The organism is Mesorhizobium sp. WSM4807 (assembly GCF_055811615.1).
Genome location: NZ_JBVVQY010000026.1, coordinates 53,826 through 68,178 on the forward strand (window position 1 = coordinate 53,826; position 14,353 = coordinate 68,178).

The following is a 14,353-nucleotide window of genomic DNA, read 5'->3' on the forward strand; positions in this document are numbered from 1 at the left end:
ATCCTCATCTTCAGTTAACACACTTCCACACTATTAATTCAATATTTTTCCCCCCCCCCCCCCCCCTCGGGCCACCCCCCCCCCCCCCCCCCCCCCCGCCCCCCCCGCGACTGTGCTATGGGCAGTGTCAAAATGCGAACAATCAGCAGACTTTTCGATTCCCACGACCAGGCAGCGCGTGCCGTTGCCGCGCTTCAGGCGGCAGGAGTTTCTCACGAACAGATCAGCGTCATCGGACCCTACGACGACGAAATCGGCGCTGTCCTGAGCGGTCCGGGCGGTGCCGCGCTTGGCGCGGCTGCTGGTCTGTTGATCGGCCTGGGTGCTTTTGGAGCCACCGGCATTGATCCTGTCGGAGCGGCGGCTGGCATGGTCCTCGTCGGTGCGGCCTGTGGCGGCTTTGCTGGCAGGCTTCTCGGGTCATCTGCCGATCTTGCCAAAAAGCCGGGTGAGCCAAACGTTGTACAAGGCGTCATTTTTGTGATGGCGAGCGTCGATGAAAACCAGGCCGATACCGCGCAGGCAGTGCTTGAAAATCCCGTTCACGTAACGCAAGTCGTGGCCACAGCCGGGTGAGATGCGTCGGGTTGGTGTCGCGCAAGACTGTTTCCCGGCTTATGGCCCACGAATTGCATTCAGATCGGCACTTCTCGCTGAGCCATCAGTTTTCCCTCTGACGGTTCACGAGGCGGGAAGCGTCTGCTCGACCAGATTGACGTAGTAGCGCAACACGGTCGGCACGATCTCGTCATTGAAGACGTAGCGATCGCCATGCAGCCCCTCGCCGGGACCGACATCGCCGACGCCGATCCACGCGTAGCAGCCGCCTGCCTCGCGGATCATGAAGGCGAAATCCTCGCAGCCGAGGCTCGGGCTGAACTCGGTCGTGACGTTCTCCCTCCCGACGGCGGCGCCGGCCGCCTCGACGGCGCGGGCCGTGGCAATCGCCGTGTTGATGAGCGGCGGATAGCCCTTCTTGTAGTCGAGCGTGGCCTTGAGCGAATGGGCTGCGGCAATGCCCTGGGCGATCTCGCCGATCAGCTTCTCGCAATGATCGGAATGACCGGGCTCGAAAAAGCGGCAGGTGCCTTGCAGCCAGACCTTGCCAGGCACGATGTTGCCGACATTGCCGCCATGGATCTGGGTGAGGCTGACGACCAGCGCGCTTTGCGGATCGACCGAGCGGCTGACAATGCGCTGGACGGCCTGGACAAAGGCGCCGGCGGCCAGGATCGGGTCGTCGCCGAGCTGAGGCATGGCGGCATGCGCGCCAAGACCCTCGAAGGTCAGCTCGAAATTGTCGACGGCGGCCATCTGTGCTCCAACGCGAGCCGCGATCGTCCCCAGTCTGACGCCCGGCCAGTTGTGGACGGCATACATGGCCTCGACCGGGAAACGCCTGAACAGGCCGTCTTCGATCATGCGCAGGCTGCCGCCTTCGTTTTCTTCGGCTGGCTGGAAGATGACGTAGACGATGCCGTCGAAGGCGCGGGATTGGCTGAGCAGTCTGGCCGCGCCGAGCAGCATGGCGGCGTGGCCGTCATGGCCGCAGGCGTGCATCACGCCCTCATTCCTGGACGCATAGGGCAAGCCGGTCCTCTCCACGACCGGAAGCGCGTCCAGCTCGGCGCGGAGACCGATGGCGCGCGTGCCCGCGCCGCTGCGCAGGACGCCGACAATCCCAGTGCCGCCGATCCCCTGATGCACCTCATCGAAGGCGAAGGCCCGCAGTTTCTCGGCAACGAAACGTGCCGTTTCGTTCTCATCGAATCCGAGTTCGGGATTGGAATGGATATGGTGGCGCCATGCTATCACCTCTGGCGTCAAGGCGGCGATGGGGTCATTATGCAGCACGATGCTCTCCTTCCACCGGCAAAGGGCGGCTTGATCCGGGATCACGATTAGAAGGCCGCACAAGAGGCGTCTTGAACCAGATTGACCGCAGCAGAGAGAAATACGTGGACGCGACTGAGACAAGGAAATACTGGCGCCATCCTTGTTTCCCTGACCTTGGCCTGTTCAAGGCGCGCTTTACACAGCATCGCTACGAGTTGCACACCCATCCAACCTACGTGATCGCCTTGATCACAGCTGGCTGCGAACGCATCCGCATCGGACGCCACAGCGTTCTTGCTCCGGCAGGCACCATTGCCATTGTGAATCCCGAGGAGTGGCATGACGGGGAACAAGGTGCCGATGGAGGCTGGGCCTACCGGACGTTTTATCCCTCGGTGCCGCTGATGGCGGGGCTCGCCCGCGAGCTGGGCGGAGATGGCGATCCGGTCTTTTCGCACGCGATCATCGAGGACAGCGATCTCGCCGCAGCGTTGGCGGCGGCGCATGAAGGTTCTACCTCCCGGGACGCAACGAAAGCCGAGGCGTCGCTGCTCGTCGCCTTGAGGCATCTCATCGTTCGGCATGGCGATCGGGGCGGGCGAACCGAAGCGATCGATAGCTCGGGATCGCGACAGAGGTTCTCGGTCTACGAGGATCTTGTCGAAAGCGAACTTGGCTCGCAGCTCGATCTGCAGCGGCTTGCCGAGGTCGGGCGCGTCACCCGGTTCCAGGTCATCCGGGATTTCAGGAAGGCAACTGGCCTGACGCCCGCAGCCTATATCCGCGACCGGAGACTGCGTCGCGCCAGTTCCTTGATCGAACAGGGACTCGGCCTCGCCGATGCCGCCATTGCGGCAGGTTTCGCCGACCAGAGCCATCTTTCCCGCTCGTTCCGGGCGACGCGCGGGATGACACCTGGCATGTACAGGAGAGGAGGCTGAGTGCTCCCAAAGGAGACGCTTGCGCGCGGAAATTTGCTGCGCGATGGTGAAGTTGGGCCTGGGGGGAATCATGCGAAAAATCCTGGTATCGACGACGCTGCTGCTCGCGGCAGCCCTGTCCGCAACCGCCGCGTACGCGCTGGACGCCAGCGGCACCCCGGTTGTCGTGACCCCGCTTGCCTCGCGCACGGAGACGGCGTCCGGCCAGCCGATCACGCTGCCGCAGGAAAACGTGCAGGTCCTGGTTTCGTCCTTTGAGATTGCGCCGGGCGCGACCTTGCCGGTCCACAAGCACCCGTTTCCCCGCTATGCCTATGTCCAGGGTGGGACGCTTCAGGTCACCAATGTCGAGACCGGCAAGAGCACGACATACAAGTCAGGCGATTTCATCATCGAAATGATCGGGCAGTGGCATCAGGCCACCAATGTCGGCGTCGATCCGGTCAAGCTGCTGGTCATCGACCAGGTCGAAGAAGGCACCAAGAACACGGTTTTGCGCCAGTAGCTGGCAACAGTCGTGGCTGCCAGCAGGCTGCTCACTTCGCCGCCGCGCTCACCCGGTCCGCGGCAGTGGTCAGCACGGCGCGGTCGCCCTCCTCGTACAGGCGGCGGATGGCGATGGCGCTGACGCGCCAGCCTTCGGGCGTCCGCACCAACCGGTGGAGATAGCCGGCGCCGACCGTCCAGAACCGGGTGTCGATCCAGTGGCTGGCGCGGACATGGCTGCACGCAACCGCATCGTTGCCCGCGCCTTCGACAACGATGTTGGTGATGAGGTGCTGGGTGGCGTCGAAGCCCGGCAGCAGATCTTGCCACTGAGCAATCAACGAGTCGCGGTCGCTGGTCGCCACCTCGCCACCGAAAAGGCTCGTATAGTCGGTCGTGACGCGGGCCGCGAGATAGGATTTGACCCGGTTCCATTCGCGCAAATCGGCATAAAGGCCGATCCCCGCCACTGCCTCGGCGATGGCGGTCCTGTCTTCGACCGTCAGCGCAGCCGTGGACTGCGTGGTGCTCAAGGCCGGCGCACAGGTGGCGGTAGACGTCGCGGCGAAAACTGCCGAGGCCAAGACGTGCCGGCGGGTGACGGGGCTCATTGTCCTGCCTCCCCTGCACTGCCCAGCGTGGTGCGGAAATGCGCGGCGACGGCGTCGGTCGCCGCCTCCACCGGCGCGGCGCCGTCGTAGAAATCGAACTGGGTCACATTGTCGAGCCACAGCTCCTGCTTCGGCCCGGTCAGTCGCGAGTAAAATTTGTGCGCACCCTGCGGGATGGCAGCCGCCTCGCTATGCACCATCAGGAAGGGCCGATGCAGGCGCGGAGCAGCCTGGATCGCGTCGAATGTCAGCCAGCCGCGCCAGAAGGCCGGATCGGCCTCGTTGCGCCAGGCCGGGATCATGCCGCGATCGGGCTCGGTGTAATAAGGCACCTTGAACATGATCGCCCGCTGGTCGGTCAGGCTGGCGGCGGGCAGGAATGCCTGCTTGCCGGTGCGGCGATAGGCGGCCTCGGCCGCATCGCCCGCAGCTTCGAGCCTGGCGACGCCGTCCTTGCCGCCATAGGTCTGCTCGACCATCTCGGCATCGTGCAGCCAGGGCGCAACGAGGGCGACCGACTTGATCGCGGCATCTTTAGCGGCGGCAGTGACCATATAGCCGGAGCTGGCGCAAATGCCGAGCCCGCCGATGCTGTCCTTGCTGACCTCGGGCCGGGTCGCGAGATAGGCGACCGCCGCTTCGATGTCGGCGATCTTGGTGCCGGGATCCTCGTATTGCCGACGTGCGCCGCCGCTTTCGCCCCAGCCGCGGAAGTCGAAGGTCAAGGCGACGAACCCGCGGTCGGCCATCTCGCGGGCGTAGCGGGCGGCCATCTGTTCCTTCACCGTCATCCATGCGCCGGTCACGACCAGCGCGGGCCGAGCTTTCGCCGCGTCCAGATCCTCGGGCAGGTAGAGGTCGCCGACGATCTGCTCACCGTGCGGGGCGAAAGTGACGCGCTCGACGCGCGGTGCGGCAAAGGCATTGGAGGCGAGCGCGACGGCGGTTGCCGCGGCTAGTGTCAGGGTTTTCAGCATCGCAAGTCTCCTTTGATTTGGAGCGAGAACCGCGGCAAGTTGAGGAAAGCACCGTCTCAGCGATCATCCGTCAGTCGGCCGGGCAGTGGCTTCAGCGGGTAGTGCGCCCAGTAGAAGGCGTCCGACTGGTACATGTCGGTCAAAAAATTCTGTGCCTCGGCGATCTTGCCGTCCTTGATGCGAAACATCAGGGCGTAGAGCTGGTCGATCTCGGGACCTGAGCCGACGTTCGACCAGCCGCGATGGATGTCGACGACGAGATCGCCCTGCGCCTGGAAGAAGATCGGCTCAGCCCTAAATTTGCCGTCGGCCAGGCCGCGAAAGAAGGCGACCACTTCTTCCGGCCCGCGCTTGTCGCCGGCCAGCGGATGATGGCCGGGAATGCGCCACACGATGTCGGGCGCGAGAAAGGGCCGGACGGCCTCCGGGTTCCCGGTCGCGTAAGCTGCGTAATAGTCCCTGATCAGCTGGATGTTGCGGTCTTCCTGAGGACCGGCGCTCGCGGGGGCGGCGGACACCGCCAGGAGAGCGCCGGCGGCGAGCGAAGCGAGCCTGGTCATCAGTCCTGTCTCCCTTGCCTGTTCGAGCCGTCGCAACAGCGATGCCCATTCGTCGGACCCAACATGAGGCTTTTTGTTCACCGGAAAAACCCGTATAGTTCGACAAGGCTATTTGGAATAACCTCACAATGCGCCTCGACCAGTTCAGTGGCATCGTCGCCTTCGTGAAGGTCGCTGAGGCCAAGAGCTTCACCCGCGCCGCGGCCGAACTCGGCGTCGCCCCGGCCTCTTTGAGCGAGGCGGTCAAAGGGCTTGAGGAGCGTCTGGGGGTGCGGCTCCTCAACCGCACGACCCGCAGCGTTGGCTTGACCGAAGCCGGCGCCCACTATTTCGACCACGTGCGCCCAGCGGCCGAAGAGATCCGGGCGGCTGGCGCGGCGCTGCGCGAGACCCGCGATCGCCCCGCCGGCACGCTGCGCCTGAGCCTGCCGTGGATCGCCGCGCCGCTGCTGATCGAGCCGCTGATGGGGCCGTTCATGGACGCTTACCCGGAAGTGCGGCTTAGCCTGATCTTCGACGACAGCTTCATCGATATCGCCGCTCAGGGCTTCGATGCCGGCCTGCGGATCGGCGAGCTTCTCGAGAAGGATATGGTCGGCGCGCGTCTAGGCGGGCCGCTGCAGACGGTCGTGTTGGGGAGCCCGGACTATCTGGCGCGTAACGGCACGCCGAAGCGACCCGCCGACCTCGCCGCCCACCGCTGCATCGCCTTCGCCTTCACCCGCACCCGCGCCATCTCGCCCTGGGAGTTCGTCGTGGATGGACGCCAAGTCGAGTTGACGCCCGACGCACGTCTGATCGTGAACACACTTCCGCTCTGCATCACCGCCGCCGCGCAAGAGCTTGGCCTAGCCTTTGCCGTCGAAGGCCTCGCTGCGCCGCTTCTCGCCTCAGGCGCGCTGGTCAAGGTGCTGGAGCCTTTCTGTCCCACCTACGAACCGCTCCACCTCTATTATCCCAGCCGCCGCCTCGTCCCGCCCAAGCTGCGAGCCTTCATCGACTTCGTGCGCGCGAACGCCCACAATTTGCGGATCTGATGCGCCGCCGCGAAAACCGACATGTGCCACGGCGCATATCGGCGAACCGGCTCATCCCCAGGCGCCGACCATCTGCCTGGTGGCGGCGTTGAGGCGGTTGAAGGCGTTTATCAAGGCAATCTGGACCACCAGTGCGGCAAGCGCCTTCTCGTCATAATGCCGGGCGGCCTCGTCCCAGATCGCGTCCGGCACCGGGTCCGGCCGGTCGCAAAGCCGGGTTGTTGCCTCGGCAAGCGCGAGAGCCGCGCGTTCGGCGTCGGTGAAGTAAGGCGTCTCCCGCCAGGCGGACACGCTGAAGATGCGCTCGTCCTTTTCGCCGGCCTTCTTCAATTCGCGTGCATGCATGTCGATACAGACGCTGCATCCGTTGATCTGGCTGGCGCGCAAATGGACGAGCTTGCGCGTCACATAGGGCAGGTCGGCCGTTTCCGTCGACTTGTCCAGGGCGAGCAGCGCCTGCAGCGCGCCGGGAATGAGAAGCACAGGGTTTTTCAGTCTTGCTTGCATGGTGGTCTCCCTTGTTTGCCGATCCCGGATGCCAATCATCCGGGTTTTTGGTTTTACTGTTTCGTTCGTCCTGAAGGCCGGATCGGAGAGGGTTCTGAAGAAATCATCGGCCGCGCTGTTCACGCCAAACCCATAACCCGTTAGCTATTGATTTACCCATAACTCGTTGGTTATGAGTGTGTCAAGCGGGAAATTGGCGGCAATGCAAACGGCAGCGATCCGTCGCGTTGAGCCATTAATTCCGGCTTTCGCGGCAAGGAGCCCGATGCTAGGGCTGCACGTCTTGAATCCGCAACGGATCGCCCTGTGACCGACACCGAACGCCCTCGCCTGCCGCTGATCGAAATCTGTGTCGAAGGCATAGATGGCCTGCTCGCCGCGCAAGCCGCCGGCGCCGACCGGGTCGAGCTGTGCGCCAGCCTGGTCGAGGGCGGCATCACGCCGAGTTTTGGCACGGTGCGCGCAGCTCTCGAACTGGCGACGGTCCCGTTCCACGTCATCGTGCGGCCGCGCGGCGGCGATTTTCTCTACAGCGACGCTGAATACGGTTCGATGCTCGCCGATGTGCGCGCGCTGAGCGAGCTTGGCGTGGCCGGCGTCGTCGTTGGCTGCCTGAATGCCGACGGTACCATCGACGAAAAGCGCATGAGCGAATTGGTGCAGGCGGCAGGGTCCTTGAACATCACCTGCCACCGTGCCTTCGACATGACGCGCGATCCGGCCGAGGCGCTGGAAGCGCTGATCCGCAGCAAGGTCGGCCGCGTGCTGACCAGCGGCCAGCGCGACACCGCATTGGACGGCGTGGCCCTGCTGGCGGAACTCGTCCGGCAGGCGGGGAAGCGCATCATCATTCTCGGTTGCGGCGGGCTCGATCCCACGAACATCGCCGAGGTGCGGGAAAGAACCGGACTGACTGAAATGCACTTCGCCGCACTCAAGGACGTGCCGAGCGCCATGCGCTACCGCAATCCGCAGGTTGGGATGGGCGGCACCGACCTTGACCGCGAATACCGCAACACGGTGACCGACGCGGCGCTTGTGGCTGCGACGATTGCGGCGGCGCGAGCATGATCCCGAAGGAAGCAAACATTTGACGCAAGCACGGTTGCCGATCGAAAAAGTCTCGCCGCAGGACGAGCCCGCCGTCCTCGCCCTCAATAACGAGCACGCGACCGAGCTGTCGTGGCTTGGGCCGGAACGCCTGTCCTTCTTGCTCGGCGAAGCGTTTTATGCGCGCCGCATCGGCGCACTCGAAGCCTTCATCATGACCTTCGACCAGGACGCCCGCTACGACAGTCCGAACTTCCTGTGGTTTCGCGAGCGCTACCAGCGCTTCGTCTATGTCGACCGTGTCGTCGTTGCGGAAGAAGCGCGTGGCCGCGGCCATGCCCGCAGGCTCTATGAGGATCTGTTCGACCATGCCTTGCGTGCCGGCCAGACCATCGTCACTTGCGAGGTGAATGCCGACCCACCCAACCCGGCCTCGGATGCCTTTCACGTAGCACTCGGCTTCGTCGAGGTCGGCGACGCGGTGATCCACGGCGGCAAGAAGGCGGTGCGCTACTATACCAGGCAAATCACCGGCTGAGGCGACAGCCCTACCAGTTGCGGTTCAGCCAGCTACGGGCCGGCTTTTCGACGATGTAATAGCTGCACAAAGCGCAAGCGAACGCTCCGGCCAGCATCAGTAGCGGCGCACTGCCCTTCGAATAGACGAATTTGTAGAACGGCTGCTGCCACAGATAGAGCGAGTACGACCACAGCCCCAGCGTCGACATCGGCCAGGAAGACAGGAAACCGGTCAGGTACCGCGTACTGAAATCGAGCGAATTGACGGCGAGCGCCAACAGCGGCACCGCGACCAGATAATGGATCGGCGTCGGCACCGCATCCATGAACAGAAGAACCGCACCGGCAGACGCCGCAACCGCGATATGCGGCCCCTTGAACAAGGCCGGCAGCCTGCCGTCGGCCTTGAGCAGGCATATCACCGCCGACAGCAGGATCGAGGCGATGTGCACGTCGGTCCGCCAATAGGTGCTTTCGTAGTCCATTCCGAAGGCCCAGTATGAGATCGCGCCATTCGCCATGGCCAGCACCGACAGCGCGCCGAGCAGCATGACGACGCGGGTACGCCCGGAAACCACAAAGCTGATCAGCGCCAGGATTACATAGGCATGTTCTTCCACGCATAGCGACCAGATATGGTCGAGCGCGCCGGCGCGGCTGACGAGAATCCCGGCATAGTTGTAGGTGAATGTCAGCGCCGTCAGCGCCGCTTTCCATGCAAAGCCGACAAACGTGCCGGACAAGGCAGCCATCGAAGCGACGACGAAAACCAGCAGTGCCGGATAGATGCGGGAGAACCGGCGCTTGAAGAACGCCTTGAGCGGATAGCGTTCGACAAAGAGGATCTCGGCCATCAGCCGGCCGCTGAGCACGAAGAAGAACTCGACGCCCATGACACCGAGGTTGATACCGGGGACGGGAAAGAAGTGGCCGATCAGCACCAGCGCGATCGACAGGCCGCGCCATCCGTCGAGATAGGCGAGCCTTGTTCTCGACGATGTGTCGGCGGCAGACCGAGGCACGACAAGCTGCGTCGCGGAGATATCCGTCATGCCGGCCTTTCGGATTTGAACGATGCGAAAGGGCTGCAGGCTATCACTGTGCGCTCCAAGCCCCGGTTCGCATTTCCTCCACGTATATTGCAGTGCAATAGAGCGTTGTGCAAGTGCGAGATGGCCACAGCGCCTTCTTGTCCAGCCGCCGGACCCGAAGGCGACGAAAAGGGGCCGCGACGGCCCCTCCTCCAAGGTTGGCGAAATCGGCAATAGGCAGATTCAGGCGTTGGCGGCAGCCACAGCGCGCTTGGCCATCACCGCGATCAGATTGGCCCGGTAGTCGGCCGAGGCGTGGATGTCGCTCATCAAATTCTTCGCCGAAATCTTCAAGCCGTCGAGTGCGGCTGCCGTGAAACTCTTGGTCAGCGCCGCCTCGATTTCCTTCGAACGGAAGACGCCGTCGTCGCCGGCCCCGGTGACGGCGACCCTGACGCCGTCCTTGCCCTTGGCCACGAACACCCCGACGATCGCATAGCGCGAAGCGGGATTGCGGAACTTTTCATAGGCCGCCCTGGCCGGCGCGGTGAAGGTCACGGCGGTGATGATCTCGCCGTCTTTCAGCGCCGTCTCGAACAGGCCCGTGAAGAACTTGCCGGCCGCGATCTCGCGCTTATTGGTGACGATGGTGGCGTCGAGCGCCAGAAGTGCTGCCGGATAGTCGGCCGCCGGATCGTTGTTGGCGATCGAGCCGCCGATCGTGCCCTTGTAGCGTACCGCCGGATCGCCGATCCGGGACGCCATATGGGCGAGCGCCGGACACGCCTTCTTCAGCTTCTCGTCGCTGGCGACATCGTGATGCGTGGTGGCGGCGCCGATGGTGACGGTCTTGCCCGACACCTTGACGCCTTGCAGTTCCTTGATCCGCGACAGGTCGACCAGGTCGGAAGGCGCCGCAAGCCGCGTCTTCATCGCGGGGATCAGCGTCATGCCGCCCGACAGCAGCTTTGCATCGCCGCTCTTGAGCAGCTTGGCGGCGTCGGCGACGGAGGCGGCGCGGTGATAGTTGACTGAGTACATGGGATACTCCCGTGCGAGATAGTGAATAGTGAATGGTGAATAGTGAGTAGTTATTAGTTATTAGTAAGTAGTGAGTAGTGAATGGGAAGAGCTTCGGCGAAATCTAACTATTCACTATTCACTATTCACTACTCACTCCTTTCAGTGTTTCGTCGCCCGGATCGCAGCCCAGACCGTGGAGGGCGATGCCGGCATGGCAATATCGGTGATGCCGATGGCGTCGGTGATGGCATTGATCACTGCCGGCGGTGAGCCGATGGCGCCGGCCTCGCCGCAGCCCTTGATGCCGAGCGGATTGCCCGGGCACGGTGTGTTCGAGGTCGAGACCTTGAACGACGGCAAATCGTCGGCGCGCGGCATGGTGTAGTCCATATAGCTCGCCGTCAAAAGCTGCCCGCTGGCGTCGTAGCGAGTGCCCTCCAGCAAGGCTTGGCCGATGCCTTGTGCGACGCCGCCATGCACCTGGCCTTCGACGATCATCGGGTTGATGATGTTGCCGAAATCGTCGGCCGCGACGAACTGGACGATCTCGGTCACGCCGGTCTCCGGATCGATTTCAACCTCGCAGACATAGCAGCCGGCCGGGAAGGTGAAGTTTGACGGATCGTAGAATGAGGTCTCCTTCAGCCCCGGCTCCATGCCGCCTGGCAGGTTGTGGGCCGTGTAGGCGGCAAGCGCCATCTGGAACCATGGCACGCTCTTATCGGTGCCGGTGACCTTCAACGCGCCGTTTTCGATGACGATGTCACCCTCGTCGGCCTCGAGCAGATGGGCGGCGATCTTCTTGGCCTTGGCCTCGACCTTATCGAGCGCCTTGGCGACGGCCGACATGCCGACGGCGCCCGAGCGCGAACCGTAGCTTCCCATGCCCATCTGCACCTTGTCGGTATCGCCATGGACGATCGAGACGCTGTCGATCGGCACGCCAAAGCGCTGGCTGACCAGCTGCGCGAAGGTCGTCTCATGGCCCTGGCCGTGGCTGTGCGAGCCGGTCAGCACCTCGATGGTGCCGACGGCGTTGACGCGCACCTCGGCACTTTCCCAAAGGCCGACACCCGCTCCAAGACTGCCGACCGCCGCCGACGGCGCCAAGCCGCAGGCCTCGATATAGTTGCTCATGCCGATGCCGCGCAGCTTGCCTTTCTTGGCGGCGGCGGCCTTGCGCTCGGCAAAGCCGGCATAGTCGGCAGCCGCCATCGCCGCGTCGAGCGAAGCGGCATAATCGCCGGCGTCATAGTTCATGATGACCGGCGTCTGGTGCGGAAACGACGTGATGAAGTTCTTTCGGCGAAGCTCCGCCGGCGACACGCCCAACTCGCGTGCGGCGGTCTCCATGGTGCGTTCGAGCAGATAGGTGGCTTCCGGCCGCCCTGCCCCGCGATAGGCGTCGACCGGCGCGGTGTTGGTATAGACGGCACGCACATTGGCGTGGATCGCCGGAATATCGTACTGGCCCGATAACAGCGTCGCGTAGAGATAGGTCGGCACGCAGGACGAGAACAGCGACATGTAGGCGCCGAGATTGGCGATGGTGTCGACCTTCAGCCCGGTGATCCTGTTGTCTTTGTCGAAGGCCATCTCCACTGTCGAGACATGGTCACGGCCATGGGCGTCGGTGAGAAAACTCTCGGTGCGGTCAGCAACCCATTTGACCGGCACGCCGGTCTTCTTCGAGGCCCACAGGCAGATGATTTCTTCCGGATAGATGTAGATCTTCGAGCCGAAGCCGCCGCCGACATCCGGCGCGATGACGCGCAGCTTGTTTTCAGGCGCGACATTGTAGAAGGCGCTCATCACCAGGCGCGCAAGATGCGGGTTCTGCGAAGTCGTCCAGCACGTGTAGTGATCCTCGGCCTTGTCGTAATAGCCTAGTGCGGCACGCGGCTCCATGGCGTTGGGCACCAGCCGGTTGTTGACGATCTTCATGCGGGTGACGTGGGCAGCGGCCTTGATCGCCGCGTTGGTTGCGGTGCTATCGCCGAGCTCCCAGTCGAAAATCAGGTTGTTGTCGGCTTCCGGATGGATCTGTGGTGCGCTCCTTTCGAGCGCCTTCGGAGCATCGACGACTGCCTTCAATTCTTTGTAGGTGATGTCGACTGCTTCGGCCGCGTCGCGCGCCTGGCCCTTGGTTTCGGCAACCACGATGACCACCGCGTCGCCGACGTAGCGGACCCTGTCGAAGGCCAGCGGCGACCACGCCCCCATCTTCATCGGCGAGCCGTCCTTGGAATGGATCATCCACCCGCAGATGAGATTGCCGATGCCGTCGGCCTTGAGCTCCTTGCCGGTCAGCACACCGATGACGCCCGGCATCGCCTGGGCCTTTTTGACATCGATCTTCTTGATCTCAGCATGCGCATGCGGGCTGCGCACGAAGGCCGCATGCTTCATGCCGGGAACCACCATGTCGTCGACATAGCGGCCGGCGCCGGTAATGAACCGCTTGTCTTCCTTGCGCGCCACACGAGCGCCAACACCTTCAATGCCCATCGCAGAAATTCCTCCCGAATTGCTGAAGTAGGTGAGTAGGGCAGTAGGGGAGTAAGGCAGTAGGGATTTTGAGCCGATTTCCCCTACTGCCTTACTGCCCTACTCCCTTACTGCCCTTATGCTGCTTGCTTCGCTTTCCCCCTCGCCCCCTTCGACATCGTCTTCGATGCGGCGAGGATCGCTTTCACGATGTTGTGGTAGCCGGTGCAGCGGCAGATGTTGCCTTCGAGCTCGGCGCGCACCGTGGCCTCGTCGAGGCCTTCGGGGTGACGGCCGATCATATCGGTTGCCGCCATGATCATGCCCGGCGTGCAGAAACCGCACTGCAGCCCATGATGCTCCTTGAACGCCGCCTGCACCGGATGCAGGTCGGCGCCGTCCGCCAAGCCTTCGATCGTCACGATGGTCGATCCGGAGGCTTGCACCGCAAGCATCGTGCAGGATTTTACCGCCTTGCCATCGACATGGATCACACAGGCGCCGCATTGCGAGGTGTCGCAGCCGACATGCGTCCCGGTCAGGCCGAGATTCTCCCTCAAGAAATGAACCAGAAGCGTACGGTCTTCGGCAGTGCCGCTGACCCGCTTTCCGTTCACCGTCAACGATATGTCCGACATGAAACCTCCCTGGGTGCTACCTTGGTCGTTCTGGCGTCGGTGGTGCCCGAGCCCTCCATCTGTCCGCTATTCTTATACCGCATAAAGCACGGGAAAAAGTGCCGCGGAATGCCGAGATTGCGAGAATGCAGTTCGTCCCAGAAACCGCCTATTGTACTTTCGGTCACGCAAAGACAGGGAAACGGGGCGGCAAGCCGATTTCAGCCGATGCCGTGTTTTCTGAGAACCTCCTGCTCGTCGCCTGACACCCACCCAAATATTTTGGGCTCTCCGCCCAGCTTCTGCACGAGGTAATGGACGTCGAAATCGATCGTGACGTCCGGTTGGTCTTTGCGCGCATAGATCGACGTCCAAGCGACGTGGGCAACGCAATGATTCTCGTCAATCGGCGAGATGCGAACATCCCGTATTCGCATCGCCTTCGTGCCGATCGCACGATAGCGAGCGTAGCCTTGTTCCATAACCTGCTTGAGCTGGTCGTCGTTCTTCCCAACCATGACGCCGGCAGGCGACGCCGCAATGAAGGCGGAGGCATAGACGGATGTGACTTCGTCCATGTCGGCATCGCCGGCGAGGGATTTCTGGAAAAGCTGCTCGTACCTTTCGAATAGCTCCCTAACCTGCGCTTCCATGGGTCACGCTCCCTTCCG

16 protein-coding genes are annotated in these 14,353 nt (G+C 63.1%); 6 read left to right on the forward strand and 10 right to left on the reverse strand.

Going from position 1 to position 14,353, the window contains the following annotated elements:
• Positions 1–132 precede the first annotated feature (132 nt).
• Complete coding sequence (locus tag AC0L3N_RS26470; RefSeq protein ID WP_473550413.1) at positions 133–576, forward strand: hypothetical protein; 444 nt, start codon at positions 133–135, stop codon at positions 574–576.
• A gap of 105 nt (positions 577–681) precedes the next feature.
• Here the strand turns inward: AC0L3N_RS26470 and AC0L3N_RS26475 are convergent, their stop codons facing one another.
• Positions 682–1,854, reverse strand: coding sequence for an amidohydrolase (locus AC0L3N_RS26475; RefSeq protein WP_473550414.1), 1,173 nt, complete (start codon positions 1,852–1,854; stop codon positions 682–684).
• Between the two features lie 71 nt (positions 1,855–1,925).
• Between AC0L3N_RS26475 and AC0L3N_RS26480 the strand changes: the two genes are divergently transcribed.
• Complete coding sequence (locus AC0L3N_RS26480) at positions 1,926–2,777, forward strand: AraC family transcriptional regulator (RefSeq protein ID WP_473550416.1); 852 nt, start codon at positions 1,926–1,928, stop codon at positions 2,775–2,777.
• A gap of 70 nt (positions 2,778–2,847) precedes the next feature.
• Positions 2,848–3,282, forward strand: a complete 435-nt coding sequence (locus AC0L3N_RS26485; RefSeq protein ID WP_473550417.1) for a cupin domain-containing protein — start codon at positions 2,848–2,850, stop codon at positions 3,280–3,282.
• Between the two features lie 31 nt (positions 3,283–3,313).
• Here the strand turns inward: AC0L3N_RS26485 and AC0L3N_RS26490 are convergent, their stop codons facing one another.
• The 3 genes from AC0L3N_RS26490 to AC0L3N_RS26500 are packed head-to-tail and all read right to left on the reverse strand — an operon-like array spanning position 3,314 to position 5,411.
• Positions 3,314–3,874 (reverse strand): nuclear transport factor 2 family protein, encoded by a 561-nt coding sequence (locus AC0L3N_RS26490; protein WP_473550418.1) that lies wholly within the window; start codon positions 3,872–3,874, stop codon positions 3,314–3,316.
• Positions 3,871–4,851 carry an alpha/beta hydrolase gene (locus AC0L3N_RS26495; protein ID WP_473550420.1) on the reverse strand — a complete coding sequence of 327 codons (981 nt, stop codon included), beginning with the start codon at positions 4,849–4,851 and terminating at the stop codon, positions 3,871–3,873. The genes AC0L3N_RS26490 and AC0L3N_RS26495 overlap by 4 nt, the downstream gene beginning before the upstream one ends.
• Positions 4,852–4,907: 56 nt before the next feature.
• On the reverse strand, positions 4,908–5,411 hold the full coding sequence (locus AC0L3N_RS26500) for a nuclear transport factor 2 family protein (RefSeq protein ID WP_473550422.1): 504 nt from the start codon (positions 5,409–5,411) through the stop codon (positions 4,908–4,910).
• Between the two features lie 128 nt (positions 5,412–5,539).
• On the opposite strand from AC0L3N_RS26500, the gene AC0L3N_RS26505 reads away from it, so the two are divergent.
• Entirely contained in the window at positions 5,540–6,448 is a 909-nt protein-coding gene (locus AC0L3N_RS26505; protein WP_473550423.1) for a LysR family transcriptional regulator, read from the forward strand.
• A gap of 51 nt (positions 6,449–6,499) precedes the next feature.
• Here the strand turns inward: AC0L3N_RS26505 and AC0L3N_RS26510 are convergent, their stop codons facing one another.
• Complete coding sequence (locus AC0L3N_RS26510) at positions 6,500–6,955, reverse strand: carboxymuconolactone decarboxylase family protein (RefSeq protein ID WP_473550425.1); 456 nt, start codon at positions 6,953–6,955, stop codon at positions 6,500–6,502.
• Positions 6,956–7,261: 306 nt separating this feature from the next.
• Here AC0L3N_RS26510 and AC0L3N_RS26515 point away from each other — a divergent pair, with 306 nt between their 5' ends.
• Together AC0L3N_RS26515 and AC0L3N_RS26520 are read left to right on the forward strand one after the other, a co-directional pair.
• Positions 7,262–8,026, forward strand: coding sequence for a copper homeostasis protein CutC (locus AC0L3N_RS26515; RefSeq protein ID WP_473550426.1), 765 nt, complete (start codon positions 7,262–7,264; stop codon positions 8,024–8,026).
• Positions 8,027–8,045: 19 nt separating this feature from the next.
• Positions 8,046–8,543, forward strand: coding sequence for a GNAT family N-acetyltransferase (locus tag AC0L3N_RS26520; RefSeq protein WP_473550428.1), 498 nt, complete (start codon positions 8,046–8,048; stop codon positions 8,541–8,543).
• Between the two features lie 10 nt (positions 8,544–8,553).
• Here AC0L3N_RS26520 and AC0L3N_RS26525 read toward each other — a convergent pair whose 3' ends face one another.
• From AC0L3N_RS26525 to AC0L3N_RS26545, 5 genes are all read right to left on the reverse strand, one after another.
• Positions 8,554–9,576: an acyltransferase family protein gene (locus tag AC0L3N_RS26525; protein WP_473550429.1), complete on the reverse strand. Its 1,023-nt coding sequence runs from the start codon at positions 9,574–9,576 to the stop codon at positions 8,554–8,556.
• Positions 9,577–9,798: 222 nt separating this feature from the next.
• A complete protein-coding gene (locus AC0L3N_RS26530; RefSeq protein WP_473550431.1) occupies positions 9,799–10,596 on the reverse strand; it encodes an FAD binding domain-containing protein in 798 nt (265 codons plus the stop codon).
• Between the two features lie 141 nt (positions 10,597–10,737).
• Positions 10,738–13,086 (reverse strand): xanthine dehydrogenase family protein molybdopterin-binding subunit, encoded by a 2,349-nt coding sequence (locus AC0L3N_RS26535; protein WP_473550432.1) that lies wholly within the window; start codon positions 13,084–13,086, stop codon positions 10,738–10,740.
• Between the two features lie 116 nt (positions 13,087–13,202).
• Entirely contained in the window at positions 13,203–13,703 is a 501-nt protein-coding gene (locus tag AC0L3N_RS26540) for a (2Fe-2S)-binding protein (RefSeq protein WP_473550434.1), read from the reverse strand.
• Positions 13,704–13,903: 200 nt separating this feature from the next.
• Positions 13,904–14,335 (reverse strand): DUF6841 family protein, encoded by a 432-nt coding sequence (locus AC0L3N_RS26545; protein ID WP_473550435.1) that lies wholly within the window; start codon positions 14,333–14,335, stop codon positions 13,904–13,906.
• Between the last annotated feature and the right edge of the window lie 18 nt (positions 14,336–14,353).